19 protein-coding genes are annotated in these 18766 nt (G+C 68.4%); 10 read left to right on the top strand and 9 right to left on the bottom strand.

Annotation, left to right across the window (positions count from 1 at the left end; translation table 11 throughout):
• Nucleotides 1-819 (top strand): M3 family metallopeptidase (locus AADI75_RS05255; protein ID WP_341207992.1); only part of this gene is annotated, 819 nt, incomplete at its 5' end.
• 167 nt (nucleotides 820-986) lie between these two features.
• Here AADI75_RS05255 and AADI75_RS05250 read toward each other — a convergent pair.
• Both AADI75_RS05250 and AADI75_RS05245 read right to left on the bottom strand, forming a co-directional pair.
• Nucleotides 987-1265 carry a GNAT family N-acetyltransferase gene (locus AADI75_RS05250; protein ID WP_341207991.1) on the bottom strand — a complete coding sequence of 93 codons (279 nt, stop codon included), beginning with the start codon at nucleotides 1263-1265 and terminating at the stop codon, nucleotides 987-989.
• Nucleotides 1262-1432 (bottom strand): hypothetical protein, encoded by a 171-nt coding sequence (locus AADI75_RS05245; protein WP_341207990.1) that lies wholly within the window; start codon nucleotides 1430-1432, stop codon nucleotides 1262-1264. The genes AADI75_RS05250 and AADI75_RS05245 overlap by 4 nt, the downstream gene beginning before the upstream one ends.
• A 107-nt stretch (nucleotides 1433-1539) precedes the next feature.
• Between AADI75_RS05245 and recQ the strand changes: the two genes are divergently transcribed.
• From recQ to AADI75_RS05230, 3 genes are read left to right on the top strand one after another with little or no spacing between them, the layout of a single operon-like run.
• The gene (gene recQ, locus AADI75_RS05240; RefSeq protein ID WP_341207989.1) at nucleotides 1540-3309 is read left to right on the top strand and encodes a DNA helicase RecQ; all 1770 of its coding nucleotides are present in this window, start codon (nucleotides 1540-1542) and stop codon (nucleotides 3307-3309) included.
• A 44-nt stretch (nucleotides 3310-3353) separates the two neighbouring features.
• Complete coding sequence (locus tag AADI75_RS05235) at nucleotides 3354-3782, top strand: TIGR01244 family sulfur transferase (RefSeq protein ID WP_341207988.1); 429 nt, start codon at nucleotides 3354-3356, stop codon at nucleotides 3780-3782.
• Between the two features lie 5 nt (nucleotides 3783-3787).
• A complete protein-coding gene (locus AADI75_RS05230; protein ID WP_341207987.1) occupies nucleotides 3788-4174 on the top strand; it encodes a hypothetical protein in 387 nt (128 codons plus the stop codon).
• A gap of 135 nt (nucleotides 4175-4309) precedes the next feature.
• Here AADI75_RS05230 and AADI75_RS05225 read toward each other — a convergent pair whose 3' ends face one another.
• Both AADI75_RS05225 and AADI75_RS05220 read right to left on the bottom strand, forming a co-directional pair.
• Nucleotides 4310-5197 carry an LOG family protein gene (locus AADI75_RS05225; RefSeq protein ID WP_341207986.1) on the bottom strand — a complete coding sequence of 296 codons (888 nt, stop codon included), beginning with the start codon at nucleotides 5195-5197 and terminating at the stop codon, nucleotides 4310-4312.
• 38 nt (nucleotides 5198-5235) lie between these two features.
• Nucleotides 5236-5868 carry an extensin family protein gene (locus AADI75_RS05220; protein ID WP_341207985.1) on the bottom strand — a complete coding sequence of 211 codons (633 nt, stop codon included), beginning with the start codon at nucleotides 5866-5868 and terminating at the stop codon, nucleotides 5236-5238.
• Between the two features lie 224 nt (nucleotides 5869-6092).
• On the opposite strand from AADI75_RS05220, the gene AADI75_RS05215 reads away from it, so the two are divergent.
• The 3 genes from AADI75_RS05215 to AADI75_RS05205 all read left to right on the top strand — a co-directional run bounded on the left by AADI75_RS05215 (nucleotide 6093) and on the right by AADI75_RS05205 (nucleotide 10111).
• The gene (locus tag AADI75_RS05215) at nucleotides 6093-7247 is read left to right on the top strand and encodes a phosphoserine transaminase (protein WP_341207984.1); all 1155 of its coding nucleotides are present in this window, start codon (nucleotides 6093-6095) and stop codon (nucleotides 7245-7247) included.
• A gap of 127 nt (nucleotides 7248-7374) precedes the next feature.
• A complete protein-coding gene (gene serA / locus AADI75_RS05210; protein WP_341207983.1) occupies nucleotides 7375-8952 on the top strand; it encodes a phosphoglycerate dehydrogenase in 1578 nt (525 codons plus the stop codon).
• A gap of 58 nt (nucleotides 8953-9010) precedes the next feature.
• Nucleotides 9011-10111 carry an ATP phosphoribosyltransferase regulatory subunit gene (locus AADI75_RS05205; RefSeq protein WP_341207982.1) on the top strand — a complete coding sequence of 367 codons (1101 nt, stop codon included), beginning with the start codon at nucleotides 9011-9013 and terminating at the stop codon, nucleotides 10109-10111.
• 23 nt (nucleotides 10112-10134) lie between these two features.
• Here the strand turns inward: AADI75_RS05205 and AADI75_RS05200 are convergent, their stop codons facing one another.
• Nucleotides 10135-10599, bottom strand: coding sequence for a TlpA disulfide reductase family protein (locus tag AADI75_RS05200; RefSeq protein WP_341207981.1), 465 nt, complete (start codon nucleotides 10597-10599; stop codon nucleotides 10135-10137).
• A 189-nt stretch (nucleotides 10600-10788) separates the two neighbouring features.
• Between AADI75_RS05200 and AADI75_RS05195 the strand changes: the two genes are divergently transcribed.
• Nucleotides 10789-12078 (top strand): adenylosuccinate synthase, encoded by a 1290-nt coding sequence (locus tag AADI75_RS05195; RefSeq protein ID WP_341207980.1) that lies wholly within the window; start codon nucleotides 10789-10791, stop codon nucleotides 12076-12078.
• Nucleotides 12079-12176: 98 nt separating this feature from the next.
• On the opposite strand, the gene AADI75_RS05190 is transcribed toward AADI75_RS05195, so the two are convergent.
• From AADI75_RS05190 to AADI75_RS05175, 4 genes are all read right to left on the bottom strand, one after another.
• Entirely contained in the window at nucleotides 12177-12629 is a 453-nt protein-coding gene (locus AADI75_RS05190) for a hypothetical protein (RefSeq protein WP_341207979.1), read from the bottom strand.
• A 74-nt stretch (nucleotides 12630-12703) separates the two neighbouring features.
• Nucleotides 12704-13780, bottom strand: a complete 1077-nt coding sequence (gene aroC / locus AADI75_RS05185; protein WP_341207978.1) for a chorismate synthase — start codon at nucleotides 13778-13780, stop codon at nucleotides 12704-12706.
• A 224-nt stretch (nucleotides 13781-14004) separates the two neighbouring features.
• The gene (locus AADI75_RS05180; protein ID WP_341207977.1) at nucleotides 14005-15582 is read right to left on the bottom strand and encodes a cisplatin damage response ATP-dependent DNA ligase; all 1578 of its coding nucleotides are present in this window, start codon (nucleotides 15580-15582) and stop codon (nucleotides 14005-14007) included.
• A gap of 1 nt (nucleotide 15583) precedes the next feature.
• Complete coding sequence (locus AADI75_RS05175) at nucleotides 15584-17647, bottom strand: AsmA family protein (RefSeq protein ID WP_341207976.1); 2064 nt, start codon at nucleotides 17645-17647, stop codon at nucleotides 15584-15586.
• A gap of 179 nt (nucleotides 17648-17826) precedes the next feature.
• Here AADI75_RS05175 and rpmI point away from each other — a divergent pair, with 179 nt between their 5' ends.
• Both rpmI and rplT read left to right on the top strand, forming a co-directional pair.
• Complete coding sequence (gene rpmI, locus AADI75_RS05170; protein ID WP_028967242.1) at nucleotides 17827-18030, top strand: 50S ribosomal protein L35; 204 nt, start codon at nucleotides 17827-17829, stop codon at nucleotides 18028-18030.
• A 17-nt stretch (nucleotides 18031-18047) separates the two neighbouring features.
• Nucleotides 18048-18413 carry a 50S ribosomal protein L20 gene (gene rplT, locus AADI75_RS05165; RefSeq protein WP_159753934.1) on the top strand — a complete coding sequence of 122 codons (366 nt, stop codon included), beginning with the start codon at nucleotides 18048-18050 and terminating at the stop codon, nucleotides 18411-18413.
• Nucleotides 18414-18766 lie beyond the last annotated feature (353 nt).

Here is an 18766-nt window from a genome sequence, read left to right as displayed (position 1 = left end):
TGGAAGCGCGACAACAAGAACGGCGGCGCGTGGATGTCGAACTTCGTCAACCAGTCGAAGCTGCTCGGCACCAAGCCGGTGATCTATAATGTCGGCAATTTTACGAAGCCGGCGGCGGGGCAGCCCGCGCTCATCACCTTCGATGACGTCACGACGATGTTCCACGAGTTCGGCCATGCGCTGCACGGGCTGTTCGCGAACCAGACCTATCCGTCTGTGTCGGGCACCAACACCGCGCGCGACTTCGTCGAATTCCCCTCGCAGTTCAACGAACATTGGGCGCTCGATCCCAAGGTGCTGCCGCATTATGCGGTCAATCGGCAGGGGCAGGTGATCCCGCCCGCGCTGGTCGCCAAGATCAAGCGCGCCGCGACATTCAACACCGGCAGCAGCTTCGGGCAGGCGCTGGCGGCGGCCGAGCTGGACATGAGCTGGCACTCGCTGCCCGCGAGCGCAGGGCGTCAGGACGTCAATGTGTTCGAGCCGAAGGCGCTGGCGGCGACCGGGCTCGATACCGATGACGTGCCGCCGCGCTACCGGTCGAGCTATTTCCTCCACATCTGGGGCAATGGCTATTCGGCGGGCTATTATGCCTATCAGTGGACCAAGATGCTCGACGCCAACGCCTATGCGTGGTTCGAGAACCACGGCGGGCTGACGCGCGCAAACGGCCAGCGTTTCCGTGACATGATCCTGTCGAAGGGCCACACCGAAGATTACGCGCCGATGTTCCGCGCCTTCAACGGCAAGGATCCGGAAGTGGGACCGCTGCTCCACGATCTCGGGCTGAACGCGGACGGGAGCCGCGTGGCGGAGTAACGCCCCGATCGCCGTCGCCCCAGCCTATTGCTCGTCACCCCGGCGAAGGCCGGGGTCCAGTTGGGAAGGCCGTGGTAACTGAGCGCTCCGCGCCGTCATAGTCGTTCCGTAACTGGACCCCGGCCTTCGCCGGGGTGACGGAAGATTTTTGAGGGACGGTCGTGCGACTACGCCAGCAAGTCCCGCATCTCGGGATGCTTCTCGATATACGCCCGCACGAACGGGCATTGCGGCACCACCTTCCATCCGCGGTCGCGCACGATGTCGAGCGCGCCGCGGATCAGCTTGGTGCCGACCCCGCGTCCCTCGATCTCGGGCGGAACGACGGTGTGGGTGAAGACGATCGTGTCGCCTTCCAGCTGATAGGCCGCGACCGCACGATGGCTGCCCACCTCAAGCGTGAACTCCTGCTCGGAGCGGTGATCCTTGACGCGCTCGACGGTCATCGCGCTGCCGCCGGTGCTTCTGGCGGCGCATCGACGCCCTTCGCCGTGGGGGCGATCGGGCGCGCCTGGTCGGCCTGACCGTTCGTCTCCGCCGTCTGCCGCTCGCATGCCGACAGGGCCGACGCCGCGGCGAAGGTAAACAGGGCAAGATTGGGGCGCACACGCATCGCGGTCTTTCGGTAAATCGGTGGTTCGCGCATTACGCGCCACCGCCGCTCGCCGTTCCCGCCGCGGTTGCGGAAGCGGCCCCGCGCGCCTAGGTGCGCCGGTGCACATGGCGCGCGATCCGCTTCCCGACCTCCACCGCATCTTCGGCTTTCCTGCGTTCCGCGGCGTGCAGGAGCAGGTGGTGACGCGCGTGCTGGCGGGCGAGAACACGCTGGCGGTAATGCCGACCGGGGCGGGCAAGTCATTGTGCTATCAGCTTCCCTCCGCCATGCTGGATGGGACCTGCATCGTCGTCAGCCCGCTGATCGCACTGATGCACGACCAGTTGCGCGCCGCGACCGCGGTCGGCCTGCGCGCCGCGACGCTGACCAGCGTCGACGAGAACAAGGCCGAGACGCGCGGCCGCTACCTCGATGGCGAGCTGGACCTGCTGTACGTCGCGCCCGAGCGCGCCTCGACCGCCGACTTCCGCGATCTGCTGACGCGCGGCCGCCCGGCGTTGTTCGCGATCGACGAGGCGCATTGCGTCAGCGAATGGGGGCATGACTTCCGCCCCGATTACCGCTTGCTGCGCCCGCTGCTCGACACGTTCGCGGACGTGCCGCGGCTCGCGCTGACCGCCACCGCCGACGCGCATACCCGCGCCGACATCCTCGAACAGCTCGGCATCCCGCACGAGGGCATGATCGTCGCCGGGTTCGACCGGCCGAACATCCGGTATGCGATACGGCCGAAGGACAACAGCACGCGCCAGATCGCCGACGTGGTGCGCGACACGCCCGGCCCCGGCATCGTCTATGTCCAGACGCGCGCCGCGACCGAGAAGATGGCGGCGCAACTGACGCAGATCACCGGACGCCCGGTGCGTGCCTATCATGCCGGGCTCGACCCGGCGGTGCGCGCCAGGAACCAGGCCGATTTCGTCGCGTCCGAGGATATGGTGATGTGCGCGACGGTCGCGTTCGGGATGGGGATCGACAAGCCCGACGTCCGCTTCGTCGCGCACGCCGGGCTGCCGAAGTCGATCGAGGCTTATTATCAGGAAACCGGCCGCGCCGGGCGCGACGGTGATCCGGCGGTCGCGCATCTGTTCTGGGGCGCCGAGGATTTCGCGCGCGCGCGCCAGCGGATCGGCGAGGTCGAGCCGCAGCGCCAGCCCGGCGAACGCCAGCGGCTGGCGGCGCTCGGCGCGCTGGTCGAGACCGCCGGATGCCGCCGCGCGATCCTGCTGCGGCATTTCGGCGAGCATCCACCCGAGACATGCGGCAATTGCGACAATTGCCTGTCGCCCCCCGCCGCGATCGACGCGACCGAAACCGCGCGCAAATATCTCTCGGCGGTGTTCCGCACCGGGCAGATGTTCGGCGCGACATATATCGAGGAGGTGCTGACCGGGAAATCGAGCGAGCGCAGCCTGATGAACGGGCATGAGGCGCTGTCGGTATGGAACATCGTCGACGGCACCGAGGTGACGATGCTCAAGCCGGTCGGGCGCGCGCTGCTGCTGAAGGATGCGCTGCGCACCAATCCCCATGGCGGGCTGGAGTTCGGCCCGGCGGCGCGCGCGCTGCTTAAGGGCGAGGCGACGCTGTCGCTGGTCGAGCCGCCCAAGCGCGAGCGGCGGCGGCGCGGCGCGGGCGCGGCCGACAATCCGGTCGACGACCCGCTGTTCGAGGCGCTGCGCGTCACACGCCGCGAACTGGCGAAGGACGCCGGGGTGCCGCCCTATGTCATCTTCCACGATTCGGCGCTGCGCGAGATGGCGGCGCTGCGCCCGACGTCGCTCGCCGCGCTCGGCCGGATCGCCGGGATCGGTCAGCGCAAGCTCGACGCGTATGGCCAGGCGTTCCTCGACACGCTGCGCGCGCACGGCTGACGTTTCCGGCTGACGACCGGCGCGCGGTTCGCTACGGAAGCGCGATGCTTCGCCCTCTCGACCAGACGATCGCGGTCGCTCCGCAGATCACCTCCGACGATGTCCCCGCGATCGCCGCCGCCGGCTATGTCGCGATCGTCAACAACCGCCCCGACGGCGAGGAACCCGGCCAGCCCGACGGCGAGGCGATCCGCGCCGCCGCCGAGGCAGCGGGGCTGGCCTATACCGCGATCCCGATCACCCATGCCGGCTTCTCGCGCCCGCAGGTCGATGCGATGCGCGACGCGCTGGCGGCGGCGAACGGGCCGGTGCTGGCCTATTGCCGGTCGGGCACGCGCTCGTGCAACCTGTGGGCGCTCGCCCGCGCCGCGCAAGGGGACGACGCCGACGCCTTGACCGCCAAGGCGGCAGGGGCCGGCTATGACCTGCGTGGTCTGCGCCCGGCGCTGGACGCGGTCGCGCACGCAGGCTGAGGCCGGTGCGACTGGCGGCGCTGTTCGGCTTCGGTCGGGCGGAGCGCCTGATCCATACTGTCGACGAAGCGATCGAAGCCGTGGCGGAGGCGCTGCCGGGCTTTGCGGCCTTCGACGCCGTGATCGGCGACGATGGCCGGGCGGCGCTCACGATCGACGCGAGCGGCCGGCTTGCGCTGGTCGTCGCGCGCGGCGCGCGGGTGCGCGCACGTGAGGTCGACTGGCCGATGCTGCGGTTGATTGACGGCGGCGTGTTGATCGAGACGCGCGACCGCCGTCTTGGCGCGGTCGTGCTCAACCGCCTGACCGCCGTCGACGTCCGCCGGCTGGGCATGCCGCCGCTCCCGCAGCGTGAAGCCGCCGAGATCGTGTGTGAGTCGGCGGCGGCGTAGGACGGCCGCCCCCCCCCGATCGTCATTCCCGCGCAGGCGGGAATCCAGAACCTCTGACGTGGCGGCTCCTGCGGGGACCTGCGCGTCTCGATCCCCGCCGTCGCGGGGATGACGGCGGGGCAACGACGAAAAGGCCTATTTTCCCGCCGCCTCGCGCGCCGTCTGCCGGTCGCGATAGAATTGCTGGACCACCGCCCAGCCTTCCGCCGCGCTCTCGACATAGCGGAAGATGCCGAGATCGCGCTCCGACACCACGCCTTCCTCGACCAGCGCCTCGAAATTGATGACGCGCTCCCAGAATTCGCGCCCGAACAGCAGCACGGGGATCGGCTCGACCTTGCCGGTCTGGATCAGCGTCAGCAGCTCGAACAATTCGTCGAACGTCCCGAACCCGCCTGGGAACGCCGCCAGCGCGCGCGCATGGAGCAGGAAGTGCATCTTGCGCAGCGCGAAATAGTGGAATTGCGTCGACAGCGCCGGCGTGACGTACGGGTTAGGCGCCTGTTCGTGCGGCAGGACGATGTTGAGTCCGATCGACTCGGCATGGACGTCCGCCGCGCCGCGATTGGCCGCCTCCATGATCGACGGGCCGCCGCCCGAACAGACCACGAAATGCCGCTTGCCCGCCTCGTCGCGCGGGAAGTTCGAGCACAATTGCGCCAGCTCGCGCGCCATGTCGTAATATTTGCTCTTGTCGACCAGCCGCTGCGCGATCTTGCGGCTCTTCTCGTCGGTGGCCAGGTCGAGCAGCGCCTGCGCCTTGGCCGGCTCCGGGATGCGCGCCGACCCGTAGAAAACGAAGGTCGAGCCGATATGCGCTTCCTCGAAAATCAGCTGCGTCTTGAGCAGTTCGAGCTGGAAACGGACCGGGCGGAGGTCCTCGCGCAGCAGGAAATCCATGTCCTGAAAGGCGAGGCGGTACGCCGGGCTCTCGGTCTGCGGGGTGGAAACGTTGGTCTTGGCGACCTCGGCATCCTGCTTGGCACGCGGAAACACGCGGCTCGGTACTCGGGTATCACTCATTTATCGTGAGATAGAACGCCACTGTGACACTCGCAAGATTAGCGGCAGAAGCGCGCGTTATCGTCCTCCAGATGCAGATGGTCGCGGTGCACGGCGTTATAGTCGGGTGACAGCACCGTTCCGAACCGTCGGCACGCCGAGGTATGGACGACCTTCAGGAACTCTCGCACCGCCGGGTCGGTGGAATTCCAGTCGCGCAGGATCGAGATGCGCCGCCCGTCCTTCAGCTCGAACGCGCCGATGTCGATCGCGTTGGCGATCGCATGGCCGGAGCGGCGCGCGGGGCCGCTGGTCCCGACGGTGTTGCGGCATGCATAGCTGCCCATGCTGACGATGCGCGACAGCTCCGACCCGAGGATCTGATAGGCGGCAGGGGCGACGCCGTTGCGCGCCCAGGCGGCATAGGCGCGCGCCTGTCCGCACCGCACCGCGCCGAGGTTTGCGGTCGGCACGCCGATGTCGAGCAGCTTGACCGTCCCGACCAAGGCGCAACCGCCACCGAAATCCTTGTCGGGCAGCGGCTGGAAATCGACGCCGAGCGCGCGCAGGTCGGCAAAGCACTGGCGGGTCTCGCGCGCCGACGGCGCCTCAACCCGCGCACGCTGCGTCGGCGCGGCGGGCCGCTCGGTGCGGCCGCAGCCGGCGAGCGCGAGCAAAGCCGCCACCGTCATGCCGGACCTGTTCCGGCATCCACCCATCCGCTCACCCCGCATCGGTTTGATTTGCGGCACGGTGGACCCCGGAACAAGGCCTTCTGAGCGTGTCGAAGGGTCCGGCGTGACGAAGGGACTCGGCGATGCGACGGGCGGTTGCCAATACGGACCGGCACCGCTAGGGCCGTCGACGGGCCACGCGGTCCCAACGCCGCGCGTGCTCTCTGTAAGGAGAGACAGACATGACTGATTCGATTGCCGCCGACGCCACCCTTGCGCCCGTGAAGCCCGCTGAAAAGCCGGCCCGCCCGCATTTTTCGTCCGGCCCTTGCGCCAAACCCCCCGGCTATGATCCCGCCATGCTCGCGACCGACGTCCTCGGACGTTCGCACCGCTCGAAGCTCGGCAAGCAGCGGCTGCAATATTGCATCGACCTGACGCGCGAACTGCTGAACCTACCCGACACGCATCGCATCGGCATCGTCCCCGGTTCCGATACCGGCGCGTTCGAGATGGCGATGTGGACGATGCTCGGCGCGCGCCCCGTCACCGCGCTGGCGTGGGAGAGCTTCGGCGAGGGCTGGGTGACCGATGCGGTCAAGCAGCTCAAGATCGACCCGACCGTGATCCGCGCCGATTACGGCCAGCTGCCTGACCTGCAGCAGATCGACTGGTCGAACGACGTGCTGTTCACCTGGAACGGCACCACCAGCGGCGTGCGGGTGCCGAACGGCGACTGGATTCCTGACGATCGCGCCGGGCTCAGCTTCGCCGACGCGACCAGCGGCGTGTTCGCCTATGACCTGCCATGGGACAAGATCGATGTCGCCACCTTCTCGTGGCAAAAGGTGCTGGGCGGCGAGGGCGGGCACGGCGTGCTGATCCTCGGCCCGCGCGCGGTCGAGCGGCTGGAGACGTACACCCCCGCCTGGCCGCTGCCTAAGGTGTTTCGTCTCGTCTCCAAGGGCAAGCTCGCCGAGGGCGTGTTCAAGGGCGAGACGATCAACACCCCGTCGATGCTGGCGGTCGAGGATGCGATCTGGGCGCTCGAATGGGCCAAGGGGCTCGGCAAGGGCGGGCTGATCGCGCGCTCCGACGCCAATGCCGCCGCGCTCGACCGGATCGTCGCCGAGCGCGACTGGCTCGGGCATCTCGCCGAAGACGAAGCGTCGCGGTCGAAGACCAGCGTGTGCCTGACCGTCGAGGGCGCGGACGCCGACTTCATCAAGAAGTTCGCCGCGCTGCTCGAAAAGGAAGACGCCGCCTATGACGTCGCGGGTTACCGCGACGCGCCTCCGGGCCTGCGCATCTGGTGCGGCGCGACGGTGGACACCGCCGATATCGAGGCGCTCGGGCCGTGGCTCGACTGGGCCTACGCGACCGCGAAGGCGGGCTGATCCTTAACTTCGTCATTCCCGCGAAGGCGGGAATCCAGACACACAGGTCGTCGATAGAGCCGCAACGTCAGAGGTTCTGGATCCCCGCCTTCGCGGGGATGACGGCCGTTTCCGAAAGGGACTGAACATGCCCAAGGTACTGATTTCCGATAAGATGGACCCCCGCGCTGCCGAGATTTTCCGCGAACGCGGGGTCGAGGTGGACGAGATCACCGGCAAGACCCCCGACGAGCTGAAGGCGATCATCGGCGAGTATGACGGCCTTGCGATCCGCAGCTCGACCAAGGTCACCAAGGACATCCTCGATCATGCCACAAATCTGAAGGTGGTTGGCCGCGCCGGGATCGGCGTCGACAATGTCGATATCCCCGCCGCCTCCGCCAAGGGCGTGGTCGTGATGAACACGCCGTTCGGCAATTCGATCACCACCGCCGAACACGCCATTGCGCTGATGTTCGCGCTCGCGCGCCAGCTGCCCGAGGCCGACGCCTCGACGCAGGCGGGCAAGTGGGAGAAGAACCGCTTCATGGGGGTCGAGATGACCGCCAAGACGCTGGGGCTGATCGGCGCGGGCAACATCGGCTCGATCGTCGCTGACCGCGCGCTGGGGCTGAAGATGAAGGTCGTCGCCTTCGACCCGTTCCTGACCGAGGAGCGCGCGGTCGAACTGGGCGTGACCAAGGTGACGCTCGACGAACTGCTGGCGCGTGCGGACTTCATCACGCTGCACACCCCGCTGACCGACCAGACCCGCAACATCCTGTCGGCGGAGAATCTCGCCAAGACCAAGAAAGGCGTGCGGATCGTCAATTGCGCACGCGGCGGGCTGATCGACGAGGCGGCGCTCAAGGAAGGGCTCGACTCGGGTCATATTGCGGGCGCGGCGCTGGACGTGTTCGTCAACGAACCGGCCAAGGACAGCCCGTTGTTCGGCACCCCGAACTTTATCTCCACCCCGCACCTGGGCGCGTCGACCAACGAGGCGCAGGTGAACGTCGCAATCCAAGTCGCCGAGCAGATGGCCGATTATCTGGTGTCCGGCGGCGTGACCAATGCGCTCAACGTCCCCAGCCTGTCGGCCGAGGAAGCGCCGAAGCTGCGCCCGTACATGGGGCTGGCCGAAAAGCTCGGCTCGCTGGTGGGTCAGTTGACCACCGGCGCGATCGACCGCGTGTCGATCCACCGCGAAGGCGCGGCGGCGGACCTCAATCCGAAGCCGCTGACCAGCGCGGTGCTGACCGGCTTCCTGCGCACGCAGACCGATACGGTGAACATGGTCAACGCCCCGGTGCTGGCGCGCGATCGCGGGATGGAAGTGCGCGAGATCCGTACCGAGCGCGAGGGCGATTATCACACGCTGCTGCGCGTCGCGGTGCGCACCGCCGATGGCGAGCGCTCGGTGGCGGGGACGCTGTTCGGCGACAGCGCGCCGCGGCTGGTCGAGCTATTCGGGATCAAGGTCGAGGCCGATCTGACCGGGGCGATGCTGTACGTCGTCAACGAGGACGCGCCGGGCTTCATCGGCCGCATCGGGACGCTGCTGGGCGAAGCCGGGGTCAACATCGGCACCTTCCACCTCGGTCGCCGCGAGGCCGGGGGCGAGGCGGTGCTGCTGCTGTCGGTCGACCAGCCGGTCGACGCCGAGCTGCTCGCGCGGGTGAAGGCGCTGCCGGGGGTGAAGACCGCGATGGGGCTGTCGTTCTGACATGCCTCCATCGCGCTGAACGGTTGTCAGCCCTCTGTCCGCGAGGCAGAGGGCTGACATGACCGCGCTCCTCCCCGAAGGTCTTCGCGACCGCCTGCCCCCGTTCGCCGATGCCGCCGCCGCGATCGAGGCGCGCGTGCTCGCCGCGATCCACGCGCACGGCTATGAACGCGTCGATCCGCCGCTTGCCGAATTCGCCGAAGCGCTCGGCACGCGGCTGAAGGCCGGCGCACTGCACGATGCGGTGCGGTTCGTCGATCCGGTGTCGCAGCGCACGCTTGCGGTCCGCCCGGATCTGACCGCGCAGATCGCACGGATCGCCGCGACCCGCATGGGGCACCACCCGCGCCCGGTGCGGCTCAGCTACGCCGGCGCGGTGCTCAAGCTGCGCGCCAGCCAGCTGTCGCCCGCGCGCGAGACGCGACAGATCGGCGCGGAGTTGTTCGGGCTCGATTCGCGCGCCGCCGCGCAGGAAGTCGTCACCGTCGCGATCGACGCGCTCGATGCGGCGGGCGTCGCGCGGGCCTCAATCGACTTCACGCTCCCCGACCTGATCGATACGCTGGCCGCCGGGCCGCTGCCGGTGGCGGCCGGGACGCTCGACCAACTGCGCCAGCGGCTCGATGCCAAGGATGCCGGCGGCGTCGCCGCTATCGCGCCCGCGTATCTGCCGCTGATCGAGGCGGCGGGGCCGTTCGACCAGGCGCTGGCCCGGCTGCGTGCGTTCGATCGCGAGGGCGTGCTCGCCACGCGGCTCGACGGGCTCGCCGCGATCGCCGCCGCGCTCGGGGATCGCGTGACGATGACGCTCGACCCCACCGAGCGGCATGGCTTCGAATATCAGACGTGGCTCGGCTTCTCGCTGTTCGGCGGCGGCGCGGGGACCGAGATCGGCCGGGGCGGCACCTATGCCGTCGTCCACGAAGGCGGCGCGGAGGAGGCAGCGACCGGCTTCTCGCTCTATGCCGACCGGCTCGTCGGCGAGCAGCCCACGGGCGACCGGCGCCGGCTGTTCCTGCCGCTCGGGACACCGGCGGCGGAGGCGGCACGGCTGCGCGCCGCCGGCTGGGTCACGGTCGCGGCGTTGGAGGCGGGCGATACGCCCGAGGCGCAGGTCTGCACGCATTATCTCGCCGATGGGGAAGCACGCGCGCTGTGAGATAACGAAGCGTTGGCCGGCGGTCAGGGCTGGTTGAGCAACGGTATGATCTCGCGATTGAGATCGTCGAGTTCCAGCGCCCCGGCACTGGCGTAGCGGACCACGCCTGCCCGATCGATGATGTAGTTGGTCGGAACCGCGGGCATCTCGACCGGCATCCCCTTGACCCGCCGTACCGACGGGATCGCCATTGCCGCGAACAGGTCCTTCATGCGGGAAACCGGCACCGATCCCTCGGTCGTGATGGCGAACACCTGCAAGCCGTGCGCCTTCAGACGCCGGTAGTAACGGTCGAGCAGCGGCAGCTCGGCGCGACATGGCACGCACCATGTCGCCCAGAAGTTGAGCAGGATCACCTCGCCCTTATGGTCGGCAAGCGTCGTCTTCGTGCCGTCGATCAGGGTCAGTTCGACCGACGGTGCCGGCTCGCCGACTTTGAACGCCTTCGCCGCGGCCGGTGCCGCTACCAGCGTGAGCGCAGCAGCCATCGCGAATGTTCGTAGCATGATCGTCCCCCCGTTGCCGAATGTGGCGCGCGCCACGCCACGTCGTCAACCGCATGGTTGACCCGCCTCCGCCACCCCGCTACCCGCGCCACCGACATTCCTGAACCGCCCGCGTGCCGAGTCCTGTCGAAGGGCGCGCGGGTTCGCAGCGGCAGGCGGGGAATCGCATTCATGGCAAATGTGGCAGTCATCGGCGCGCAATGGGGCGACGAGGGCAAGGGCAAGATCGTCGACTGGCTGGCGGAGCGCGCCGACATGGTCGTCCGCTTCCAGGGCGGGCACAATGCCGGGCACACGCTGGTGGTCGGCGAGAATGTCTACAAGCTCTCGCTGCTGCCCTCCGGCATCGTGCGCGGCACGCCGTCGGTGATCGGCAATGGCGTGGTGCTCGATCCGTGGGCGCTCAAGGCCGAGATCGAGCGGCTCGGCGCGCAGGGCGTCACCGCCACGCCGGAGACGCTGCGCATCGCCGACAATTGCGCGCTGATCCTGCCCTTCCACCGCGATCTCGACGGGTTGCGCGAGGATGCGAGCGGCGCGGGCAAGATCGGCACGACGCGGCGCGGGATCGGCCCGGCCTATGAGGACAAGGTCGGCCGCCGCGCGATCCGCGTCTGCGATCTGGCGCATCTCGACGATCTCGGGCCGCAGCTCGACCGGCTGACCGCGCATCACGACGCGCTGCGCGCTGGTTTCGGCGAGCCCCCGATCGATCGCGAGGCGCTGGTCGCCGAATTGCGCGCCATCGCCGGCTTCGTGCTGCCGTTCGCGCGCCCGGTGTGGCGCGACCTCAACATCGCCAAGGAAGCCGGCAAGCGCATCCTGTTCGAGGGCGCGCAGGGCGTGCTGCTCGACATCGATCACGGCACCTATCCGTTCGTCACCTCGTCGAACACGATCGCGGGCAGCGCGGCGGGCGGCTCGGGGCTCGGGCCGGCGGCGGTCGGCTTCGTGCTCGGGATCGCCAAGGCGTACACCACGCGCGTCGGCTCCGGCCCGTTCCCGACCGAGCTGGACGACCCGACCGGCGAGCGGCTCGGCACGCGCGGGCATGAATTCGGCACCGTCACCGGGCGCAAGCGCCGCTGCGGGTGGTTCGATGCGGTGCTGGTGCGGCAATCGGCGGCGGTCGGCGGGATCACCGGGATCGCGCTCACCAAGATCGACGTGCTCGACGGGTTCGAGGAAGTGAAGATCTGCACCGGCTATCGCCTGCGCGGGCAGACGATCGATTATTATCCCGCCCATGCCGCCGATCAGGCGCTGGTCGAGCCGGTTTATGAGACGATGCCAGGCTGGCAGGAATCGACCGCGGGCGCGCGGAGCTGGGCCGATCTGCCGGCGCAGGCGATCAAGTATATCCGCCGCGTCGAGGAACTGATCCGCTGCCCGGTGGCGCTGGTGTCGACCAGCCCGGAGCGCGCCGACACGATCCTGGTGCGCGATCCGTTCGCAGACTGAGGAACGACAAACGGCGACGAAAGCACGCTTCCGTCGCCGTTTGGCTGAATTGCTTATGACCGTCGCCCTGGGCCAAGCCCGGAACGACGAGGAGCGGCTTAGTTACGCGGTCCCGGCTGCATCGCGGTGCCCGCCGCGCCACCCTGCGGGAGCTGGTCCGGCGGCGTGTTCGTCGCTTCGGTCGGCTGACCCTGCTGCGGCTGGCCCATCGTGGTGCGCGAATTGGTTACCGCGTCCGGCCCGGTCGTCGTGGTGGTCCGGCCGCGCGCGCGCCGCGTCGAGCGGGTGGTCGTCGTGGTGCGATCGGTCGACGTGCTCGGCATGCCGGTCTGCGGCGTGCTGGTCATCGGATCCATCGTGGAGCCGCCCATCGTAGAGCCACCCATCGTGGAGCCGCCCATCGTGGAGCCGCCCATCGTTCCACCGGGCTGCATCGTGCCGCCCATCGTTCCGCCGGTCTGGCCCATCGTGCCCCCGGCGCCGGTCGTCTGCGCCATAGCGGCGGCGGGAAGCAACAGCGCAGCGGCGGTCATCGCGATATAAGTACGCATCGAACCTCTCCTTGTGGAATGGCTCGTCAACGATGCGCGGACGCCGAACGTTCCTGACAATCGGCGCAGATCATTCAATCGATGCCACATTGGGCGCGGTGGAGCAACGCCTGATCGGCGAGCACCAGCGCGACCATCGCCTCCACCACCGGCACGCCGCGGATGCCGACGCACGGATCGTGGCGACCCTTGGTCATCACCTCGGTCGCAGTGCCGTCGCGGGTGATGCTGGGCACGGGGGTGAGGATCGAGCTGGTCGGTTTGAACGCGACGCGCACGCGCACCGGCTGCCCGGTCGCGATCCCGCCCGCGATCCCGCCGGCATGGTTGGCGAGGAAGTCGGGAACGCCATCCGCGCCGGGGCGCATCGGATCGGCGTTCTGCTCGCCCGACAGCGCGGCGGCCGCGAAGCCGTCGCCGATCTCGACGCCCTTGACCGCGTTGATCGACATGCAGGCGGCGGCGAGTTCGCTGTCGAGCTTGGCATAGAGCGGCGCCCCCCAGCCCGCGGGCACCCCGGTCGCTTCGCACGCGATCACCGCGCCCAGCGACGAGCCGGCCTTGCGCGCGGTGTCCATCTTCGCTTCCCAGCGCGCGGCGGCGCCGGCATCGGGGCAGAAGAACGGATTGGCGTCGATCTGCGCATCGTCGAACGCGGCATAATCGATCGCATCGCCGCCGATCGCCTCCACCCACGCGCGGACGCGGACCTGCGGCACCACCAGACGCGCCACCGCGCCGGCCGCGACCCGCGCCGCCGTCTCGCGCGCTGAGGAACGCCCGCCGCCGCGATAGTCGCGGAAGCCATATTTGGCGTCATAGGCGTAATCGGCGTGGCCGGGGCGATAGGCCTGCGCGATCGCGGAATAATCCTTCGAACGCTGGTCGACATTCTCGATCATCAGGCTGATCGGCGTGCCGGTCGTCCGCCCCTCGAACACGCCCGACAGGATGCGGACCTGATCGGGCTCCTGTCGCTGCGTCGTGAAGCGCGACTGGCCGGGGCGGCGGCGGTCGAGCCACGGCTGGATATCGGCCTCGGTCAGCGCGATCCCCGGCGGGCACCCATCGACCACCGCGCCCAATGCCGGACCGTGGCTCTCGCCCCAGGTGGTGAAACGGAACACGCGGCCGAAGGTGTTGAAGCTCATGGCAGCGCGCTTTGCCAGAAGCGCGGGGCGGGGGACAGACCCTCTCCCGTCATTCCCGCGCACCCTCCCGTCATTCCCGCGAAGGCGGGAATCCAGACGCGCAGGTCTATCGATAGAAGCGAAACGTCAGAGGTTCTGGATTCTCACCTTCGGCTTACAGCCGAAGTTTATCCTGAGCGCCTGCCTTGCAGGCAGTCGAAGGGCGGGAATGACGAAGAGGGGGGTCACGTCACCAGTTTCTTCAATCCCGCCAGCGTATCCGCCTCCGCCGCCGGCTTGTCGGTCCTGATCCGCGCGATCCGCGGAAAACGCATCGCCAGCCCGGACTTGTGTCGCTTCGATTCGTGGATCGAATCAAACGCGATCTCCAGCACCAGCGTCTTCTCGACCTCGCGCACCGGGCCGAACCGATTGAGCGTATGCTGGCGCACGAAGCGGTCGAGCTGCGCGATCTCCTGATCGGTGATCCCCTGATACGCCTTGCCGACCGGCAGCAGCTCGCCGTCGTCTGTCCAGCAGCCGAAGGTATAATCGCTGTACCAGCTCGATCGCCGGCCATTGCCGCGTTGCGCGTACATCATCACGCAATCGGCGGTCAGCGGGTCGCGCTTCCATTTGTACCACAGCCCGGTGCGCCGCCCTGCGACATACGGCGAATCGCGGCGCTTGAGCATCATGCCCTCGATCGCGGCGTCGCGCGCACCGGCGCGAATGCCTTCGAGCGCGGTGAAATCCTCGGCCTCGATCACCCGGCTGAGATCGAAGCGGTCGGAGTCGAGCCGCGCCGCGAACGCTTCCAGCCGCGCGCGGCGTTCGGTCCACGGCAGCGCGCGCAGATCCTCGGCGCCGTCGAACAATATGTCGTAGAGCCGCACGAACGCGGGTGCCTCGGCGAGCATCTTCGCCGACACCACCTTGCGCCCGAGCCGCTGTTGCAGCGCATTGAAGCTGCCCGCTTCGCCACCCTGAAAGTCGCCGCGCACCATCAGTTCGCCGTCGACCACGCCGTGAGTCGCGAAGGCGGCGGCGACGTCGGGGAAGGCGCGCGTCACTTCGTCGCCGGTTCGGCTGTAGAGTCGTGTCTCGCCCGCAACATGGACGAGCTGGACGCGAATGCCGTCCCACTTCCACTCCGCGACATAATCGGAGAGATCGACGCGCAAATCGTCGAGTGGATGCGCGAGCATGAACGGGCGGAACACCGGCACGTCCGCGGCGGTCGGCTGCACGCCGGTCCCCTCCGCCCAGGCGAACAGCGTGGGGTAGGGCGGCTCCAGCCCGTGCCACACTTCCTCGACCGCCTCGACGTCGAGCCCGAACGCATCCGCCAATGCCTGTTTCGCGAGCCGTGACGATACGCCGACGCGCAGGCCGCCAGTCGCCATCTTCAGCAGCGCGAATCGCTCCTCCGCATCGAGCCGGTCGAGCATCGCGGCAAGCGCGGCCGGTGCATCGGATCGCGACAGGTGCGCGAGCCGGTCGACGACGTTCGCAACCGTCAGCGGCGCTGCGGCTTCGGGCGGCTGGTCGGGCTCGGGCCAGAGCAGCGACACCGTCTCGGCGGTATCGCCGACATAGTCACGGCTCATCCGGAACAGCACCGGGTCGACCCGCGATTCGACCAGCGCACGGATCACCGCCGGCTTGACGCCGGGCAGGTCGAGTTCGCCGGTCAGCGCCGCCATTGCCCAGCCGCGGTCGGGGTCCGGCGTCTCGCGTAGGTAATCGCCGATCAGCTTCAGCTTGGCGTTGCGCGACCGGGTGTAGATCAGCGCATCGAGGAGGGCGGCGAAGGCGTGCACCTCAGAAGATGCCCAGGAATTTCTTGCGCTTCTGCCCTTCGACCTTGCCTTCGCCGACATCCTTGCGCGGCTTGCCGTCTTTGTCGCGCTGTGCGGCGGCGGGCTTGGCGGCAAGCACCGGGCCGCATTGCGCCGCCTTGGCGTCACCCGGATCGACGAACGCCAGCAGCGCGGCGACCGGCGTCGCGACGATCGCCAGCCCCAGCCCCGCCCCGGCGCGCGCCACCAGTTGCGGGGAGATCACGTTGAGCGACGGCGACGCGAAATAGCCGCTGACCCCGACCGGCGATTGACCGGAGAACAGGCTGAACTTCTTGGCATCGGCGCGGAAGGCGAGATCGAGCGCTTCGCTCTTGAAGCTGAAGCCGCCGTTGCCCAGGATCACGTTCTTCTTGGTGTCGATCAGGATCGGGTCGGTCGCCGCGACGCCGTTGCGGACGGTGAAGGCGACCAGCCCGCAGTTGATCTGCACCGGCTCCTTCAGCTCCGCCTCGAACATCTTCTGGATGAACACGCCCAGATCGATCTCGGCGAGCTGGACGTTGCGCGTCCACAGGCTGCCGCTCGGGATGACGAAGGCGAGGCGGCCATTGGCGGTCGACAGCGAATCGTGGATCGTGTCACCACGGCCCTTGAGCTGGATCCGCCCGCGGATCGTGCCGCTGGTCCCCGATTCGGCGACGCCATAGCCCGCGAGCAATTGCCCGAGCGGGGTGGGGGCGAGCCGCACGTCGTAGCTCACCGCGCTCGGCCGCTGGCGCGTGTCGAACACGGTGTCGGTCGCAAGCTTGCCGCGCGCCATCGTCATCGTCAGCGGCGACAGCGCCAGCCGCCCGCGCTCCAGATCGAGCACCATGTCGATATCGGCAATCGGCAGCCGCTTCGAGCGAACGCGGTCGATATGCCATGTCAGGTCGGCGTCGAAGCGCTGCATCGTCGCGATCGGCAGCGCGGCGTCGGGCAGGATGCGCGCCGGGGCCGCACCCGCAGCCGCGGCGGCGGCAAGCGCGCCCTTGGTCGCGACGATGTCGGGATTGTAGCCGATGAACGGCGCGGCATCGACGATGTCGAGCTGGCGCGTGGTCAGTTGCGAATCGAGGTGGAGCCGCTCGCGATTGGCGATCGTCAGCCGCCCGCGCACGTCGCTGTCGCCGAACGTGCCGCGCAGGTGGGTGAAGCGATATTCCGGCCCGCTCTGCACCAGTTGCGCGCGCAGCCGATAGGTGCGCGTGTTCGGGATCGCGACGCCGATGATATCGAGCAAGGTCGCGAGGTTGCGCCCGCGCGCCTGCACCGCCAGCGGCACGTTCTCGAACGCGGCGATGCTGGGCAATGTGCCCGCGACATCGAGGGTGTTGCCCGCCGCGCGCGCGCGCATCACCAGCTCGTTCCTGCCGCGCGCGACGGTGGCGTCGGGCGACAGCAGCCGCGCAACGACGGTGAACGGCGTGCCGCGCAGCCGCCCGCCGCCGTCCAGCCCGACCGCCTCGCCGATCCGCGCATCGGTGGACCGAATGGTGTCGAGGTTCACATCGGCGAGCAACTGCAGACGCGGGTCGAGATAGCGGACCTGCGTGCCGGTAACGGTCGCGCGGTCGATCCGCGGCAGGTCGAGCGGCTTGCCGCCCTTCTTTTCGCTGAACGTCCAGCTGTTGTGATCGTGCGCCTTCGTCCATTCGAGATCGATCGCACCGTTGGTCAGCTCGAGCCAGTAGAGCCGGCGCTTGCCGAACAGCAGCGACAGCGGCGCGATCCGCGTGTCGATCCGGTCGGCGGTGAACAGATACGGCCGCGTCGCCCACGCCGGATTGGCGATCGTGAGCTTTTCGGCATAGAATTTGATCTTCAGCGGCGCGAAATAGAGCTGGAAGTCGCCGCCGACCGACACTTGGCGGTGGGTCAACCCGCCGACGACGCGCTCGAACGTACCTTTCAGGAACCGGCCCTTGGTGATGAACAGCACCAGCCAGATCGCCGCCAGCGTCGCGACCAGCACCATTGCGACGTTTCGCGCGACGCGCCGCCATCGCGGTTTCGTCTGCGGCGCTGGTGCGATCGTTGCCATCGCGGTACAATCGCGAGATCGTGGCGCGGGTTCCCTGCGCTTGCGTCCCCTCGGTGGTTGCTTTCCGGGCATCATGTCGCTATGCGGCCCGCTTCCGAGCGATCGGCGGATACGGACGGCCCGGCCAACTGGGGCTGCCGCGGCCGTCTCAGTCGATTCGCGCAGCAGAAAGGATGAAAATGCCCAAGCTCAAGACCAAGAGTGGCGTGAAGAAGCGCTTCAAGCTGACGGCCACCGGCCTTCTGAAGCATGGCGTCGCTGGCAAGCGCCACCGCCTGATGAGCCACAACGCCAAGTACATCCGCCAGAATCGCCGCACCAAGGTGCTGTCGAAGGCCGACACCGCCGCGGTGAAGGCATGGGCACCCTACGGTCTCAGCTGAGCGAGAAGGAATAAGATATGGCACGCGTCAAGCGGGGCGTAACCACTCGCGCCAAGCACAAGAATATCCTGGAACAGGCCAAGGGCTATCGCGGTCGTCGCAAGAACACGATCCGCGTCGCCCGTCAGGCGGTCGAAAAGGCCGGCCAGTACGCCTATCGCGACCGCAAGGTGAAGAAGCGCACCTTCCGTGGCCTGTGGATCCAGCGCATCAACGCCGGCGTCCGCGCCGAGGGGCTGACCTATTCGCAGTTCATGCACGGCCTGAAGCTGGCGGGCGTCGAACTCGACCGGAAGGTCCTGGCCGACATCGCGATGCACGAGGGCGAGGCATTCGCCGCTATCATCGCGCAGGCGAAGGCGGCGCTCCCGCAGGCCGCCTGAGGCGACCTGACGCGAGAACGAGATGCGGGGCGTCGGTGGCAACACCGGCGCCCTTTTCGCTTTCGGGTTCCGAGTGACCCAAGTCCGTCATCCCCGCGGAGGCGGGGATCCAGACGCGCAGGTCCGTCGATGGAGGCGCAACCGCCAGAGGTTCTGGATTCCCGCCTCCGCGGGAATGACGGAAATGGGTAACCGCCCCCCGCCGGCAACGAGGCAGCGTCTTTCACCGCCCTTGCCCCGCCGCTAACGTCATCCCCGCGGAGGCGGGGATCCAGACCCGCAGGTCTGTCGATAGAAGCGCAAACGTCAGAGGTTCTGGATTCCCGCCTACGCGGGAATGACGAAGGGGGCGG

Origin of the sequence: uncultured Sphingomonas sp., assembly GCF_964021865.1 — a bacterium.
GTDB lineage: Bacteria > Pseudomonadota > Alphaproteobacteria > Sphingomonadales > Sphingomonadaceae > Sphingomonas.
The sequence above is the reverse complement of the archived record's forward strand: the minus strand, read 5'-3'. Positions and strand labels throughout refer to the sequence as shown.

Excerpts from the sequence above, each read along its gene's own strand:
- aroC (WP_341207978.1), bottom strand. The coding sequence starts at position 13,780 with ATGAGCTTCAACACCTTCGGCCGCGTGTTCCGTTTCACCACCTGGGGC.
- AADI75_RS05235 (WP_341207988.1), top strand. The coding sequence starts at position 3,354 with ATGCTTCGCCCTCTCGACCAGACGATCGCGGTCGCTCCGCAGATCACC.
- AADI75_RS05175 (WP_341207976.1), bottom strand. The coding sequence starts at position 17,647 with ATGGCAACGATCGCACCAGCGCCGCAGACGAAACCGCGATGGCGGCGC.
- AADI75_RS05245 (WP_341207990.1), bottom strand. The coding sequence starts at position 1,432 with ATGCGTGTGCGCCCCAATCTTGCCCTGTTTACCTTCGCCGCGGCGTCG.
- rplT (WP_159753934.1), top strand. The coding sequence starts at position 18,048 with ATGGCACGCGTCAAGCGGGGCGTAACCACTCGCGCCAAGCACAAGAAT.
- rpmI (WP_028967242.1), top strand. The coding sequence starts at position 17,827 with ATGCCCAAGCTCAAGACCAAGAGTGGCGTGAAGAAGCGCTTCAAGCTG.
- AADI75_RS05195 (WP_341207980.1), top strand. The coding sequence starts at position 10,789 with ATGGCAAATGTGGCAGTCATCGGCGCGCAATGGGGCGACGAGGGCAAG.
- AADI75_RS05250 (WP_341207991.1), bottom strand. The coding sequence starts at position 1,265 with ATGACCGTCGAGCGCGTCAAGGATCACCGCTCCGAGCAGGAGTTCACG.
- AADI75_RS05200 (WP_341207981.1), bottom strand. The coding sequence starts at position 10,599 with ATGGCTGCTGCGCTCACGCTGGTAGCGGCACCGGCCGCGGCGAAGGCG.
- AADI75_RS05215 (WP_341207984.1), top strand. The coding sequence starts at position 6,093 with ATGACTGATTCGATTGCCGCCGACGCCACCCTTGCGCCCGTGAAGCCC.
- recQ (WP_341207989.1), top strand. The coding sequence starts at position 1,540 with ATGGCGCGCGATCCGCTTCCCGACCTCCACCGCATCTTCGGCTTTCCT.
- AADI75_RS05225 (WP_341207986.1), bottom strand. The coding sequence starts at position 5,197 with ATGAGTGATACCCGAGTACCGAGCCGCGTGTTTCCGCGTGCCAAGCAG.
- serA (WP_341207983.1), top strand. The coding sequence starts at position 7,375 with ATGCCCAAGGTACTGATTTCCGATAAGATGGACCCCCGCGCTGCCGAG.
- AADI75_RS05190 (WP_341207979.1), bottom strand. The coding sequence starts at position 12,629 with ATGCGTACTTATATCGCGATGACCGCCGCTGCGCTGTTGCTTCCCGCC.
- AADI75_RS05220 (WP_341207985.1), bottom strand. The coding sequence starts at position 5,868 with ATGACGGTGGCGGCTTTGCTCGCGCTCGCCGGCTGCGGCCGCACCGAG.
- AADI75_RS05205 (WP_341207982.1), top strand. The coding sequence starts at position 9,011 with ATGACCGCGCTCCTCCCCGAAGGTCTTCGCGACCGCCTGCCCCCGTTC.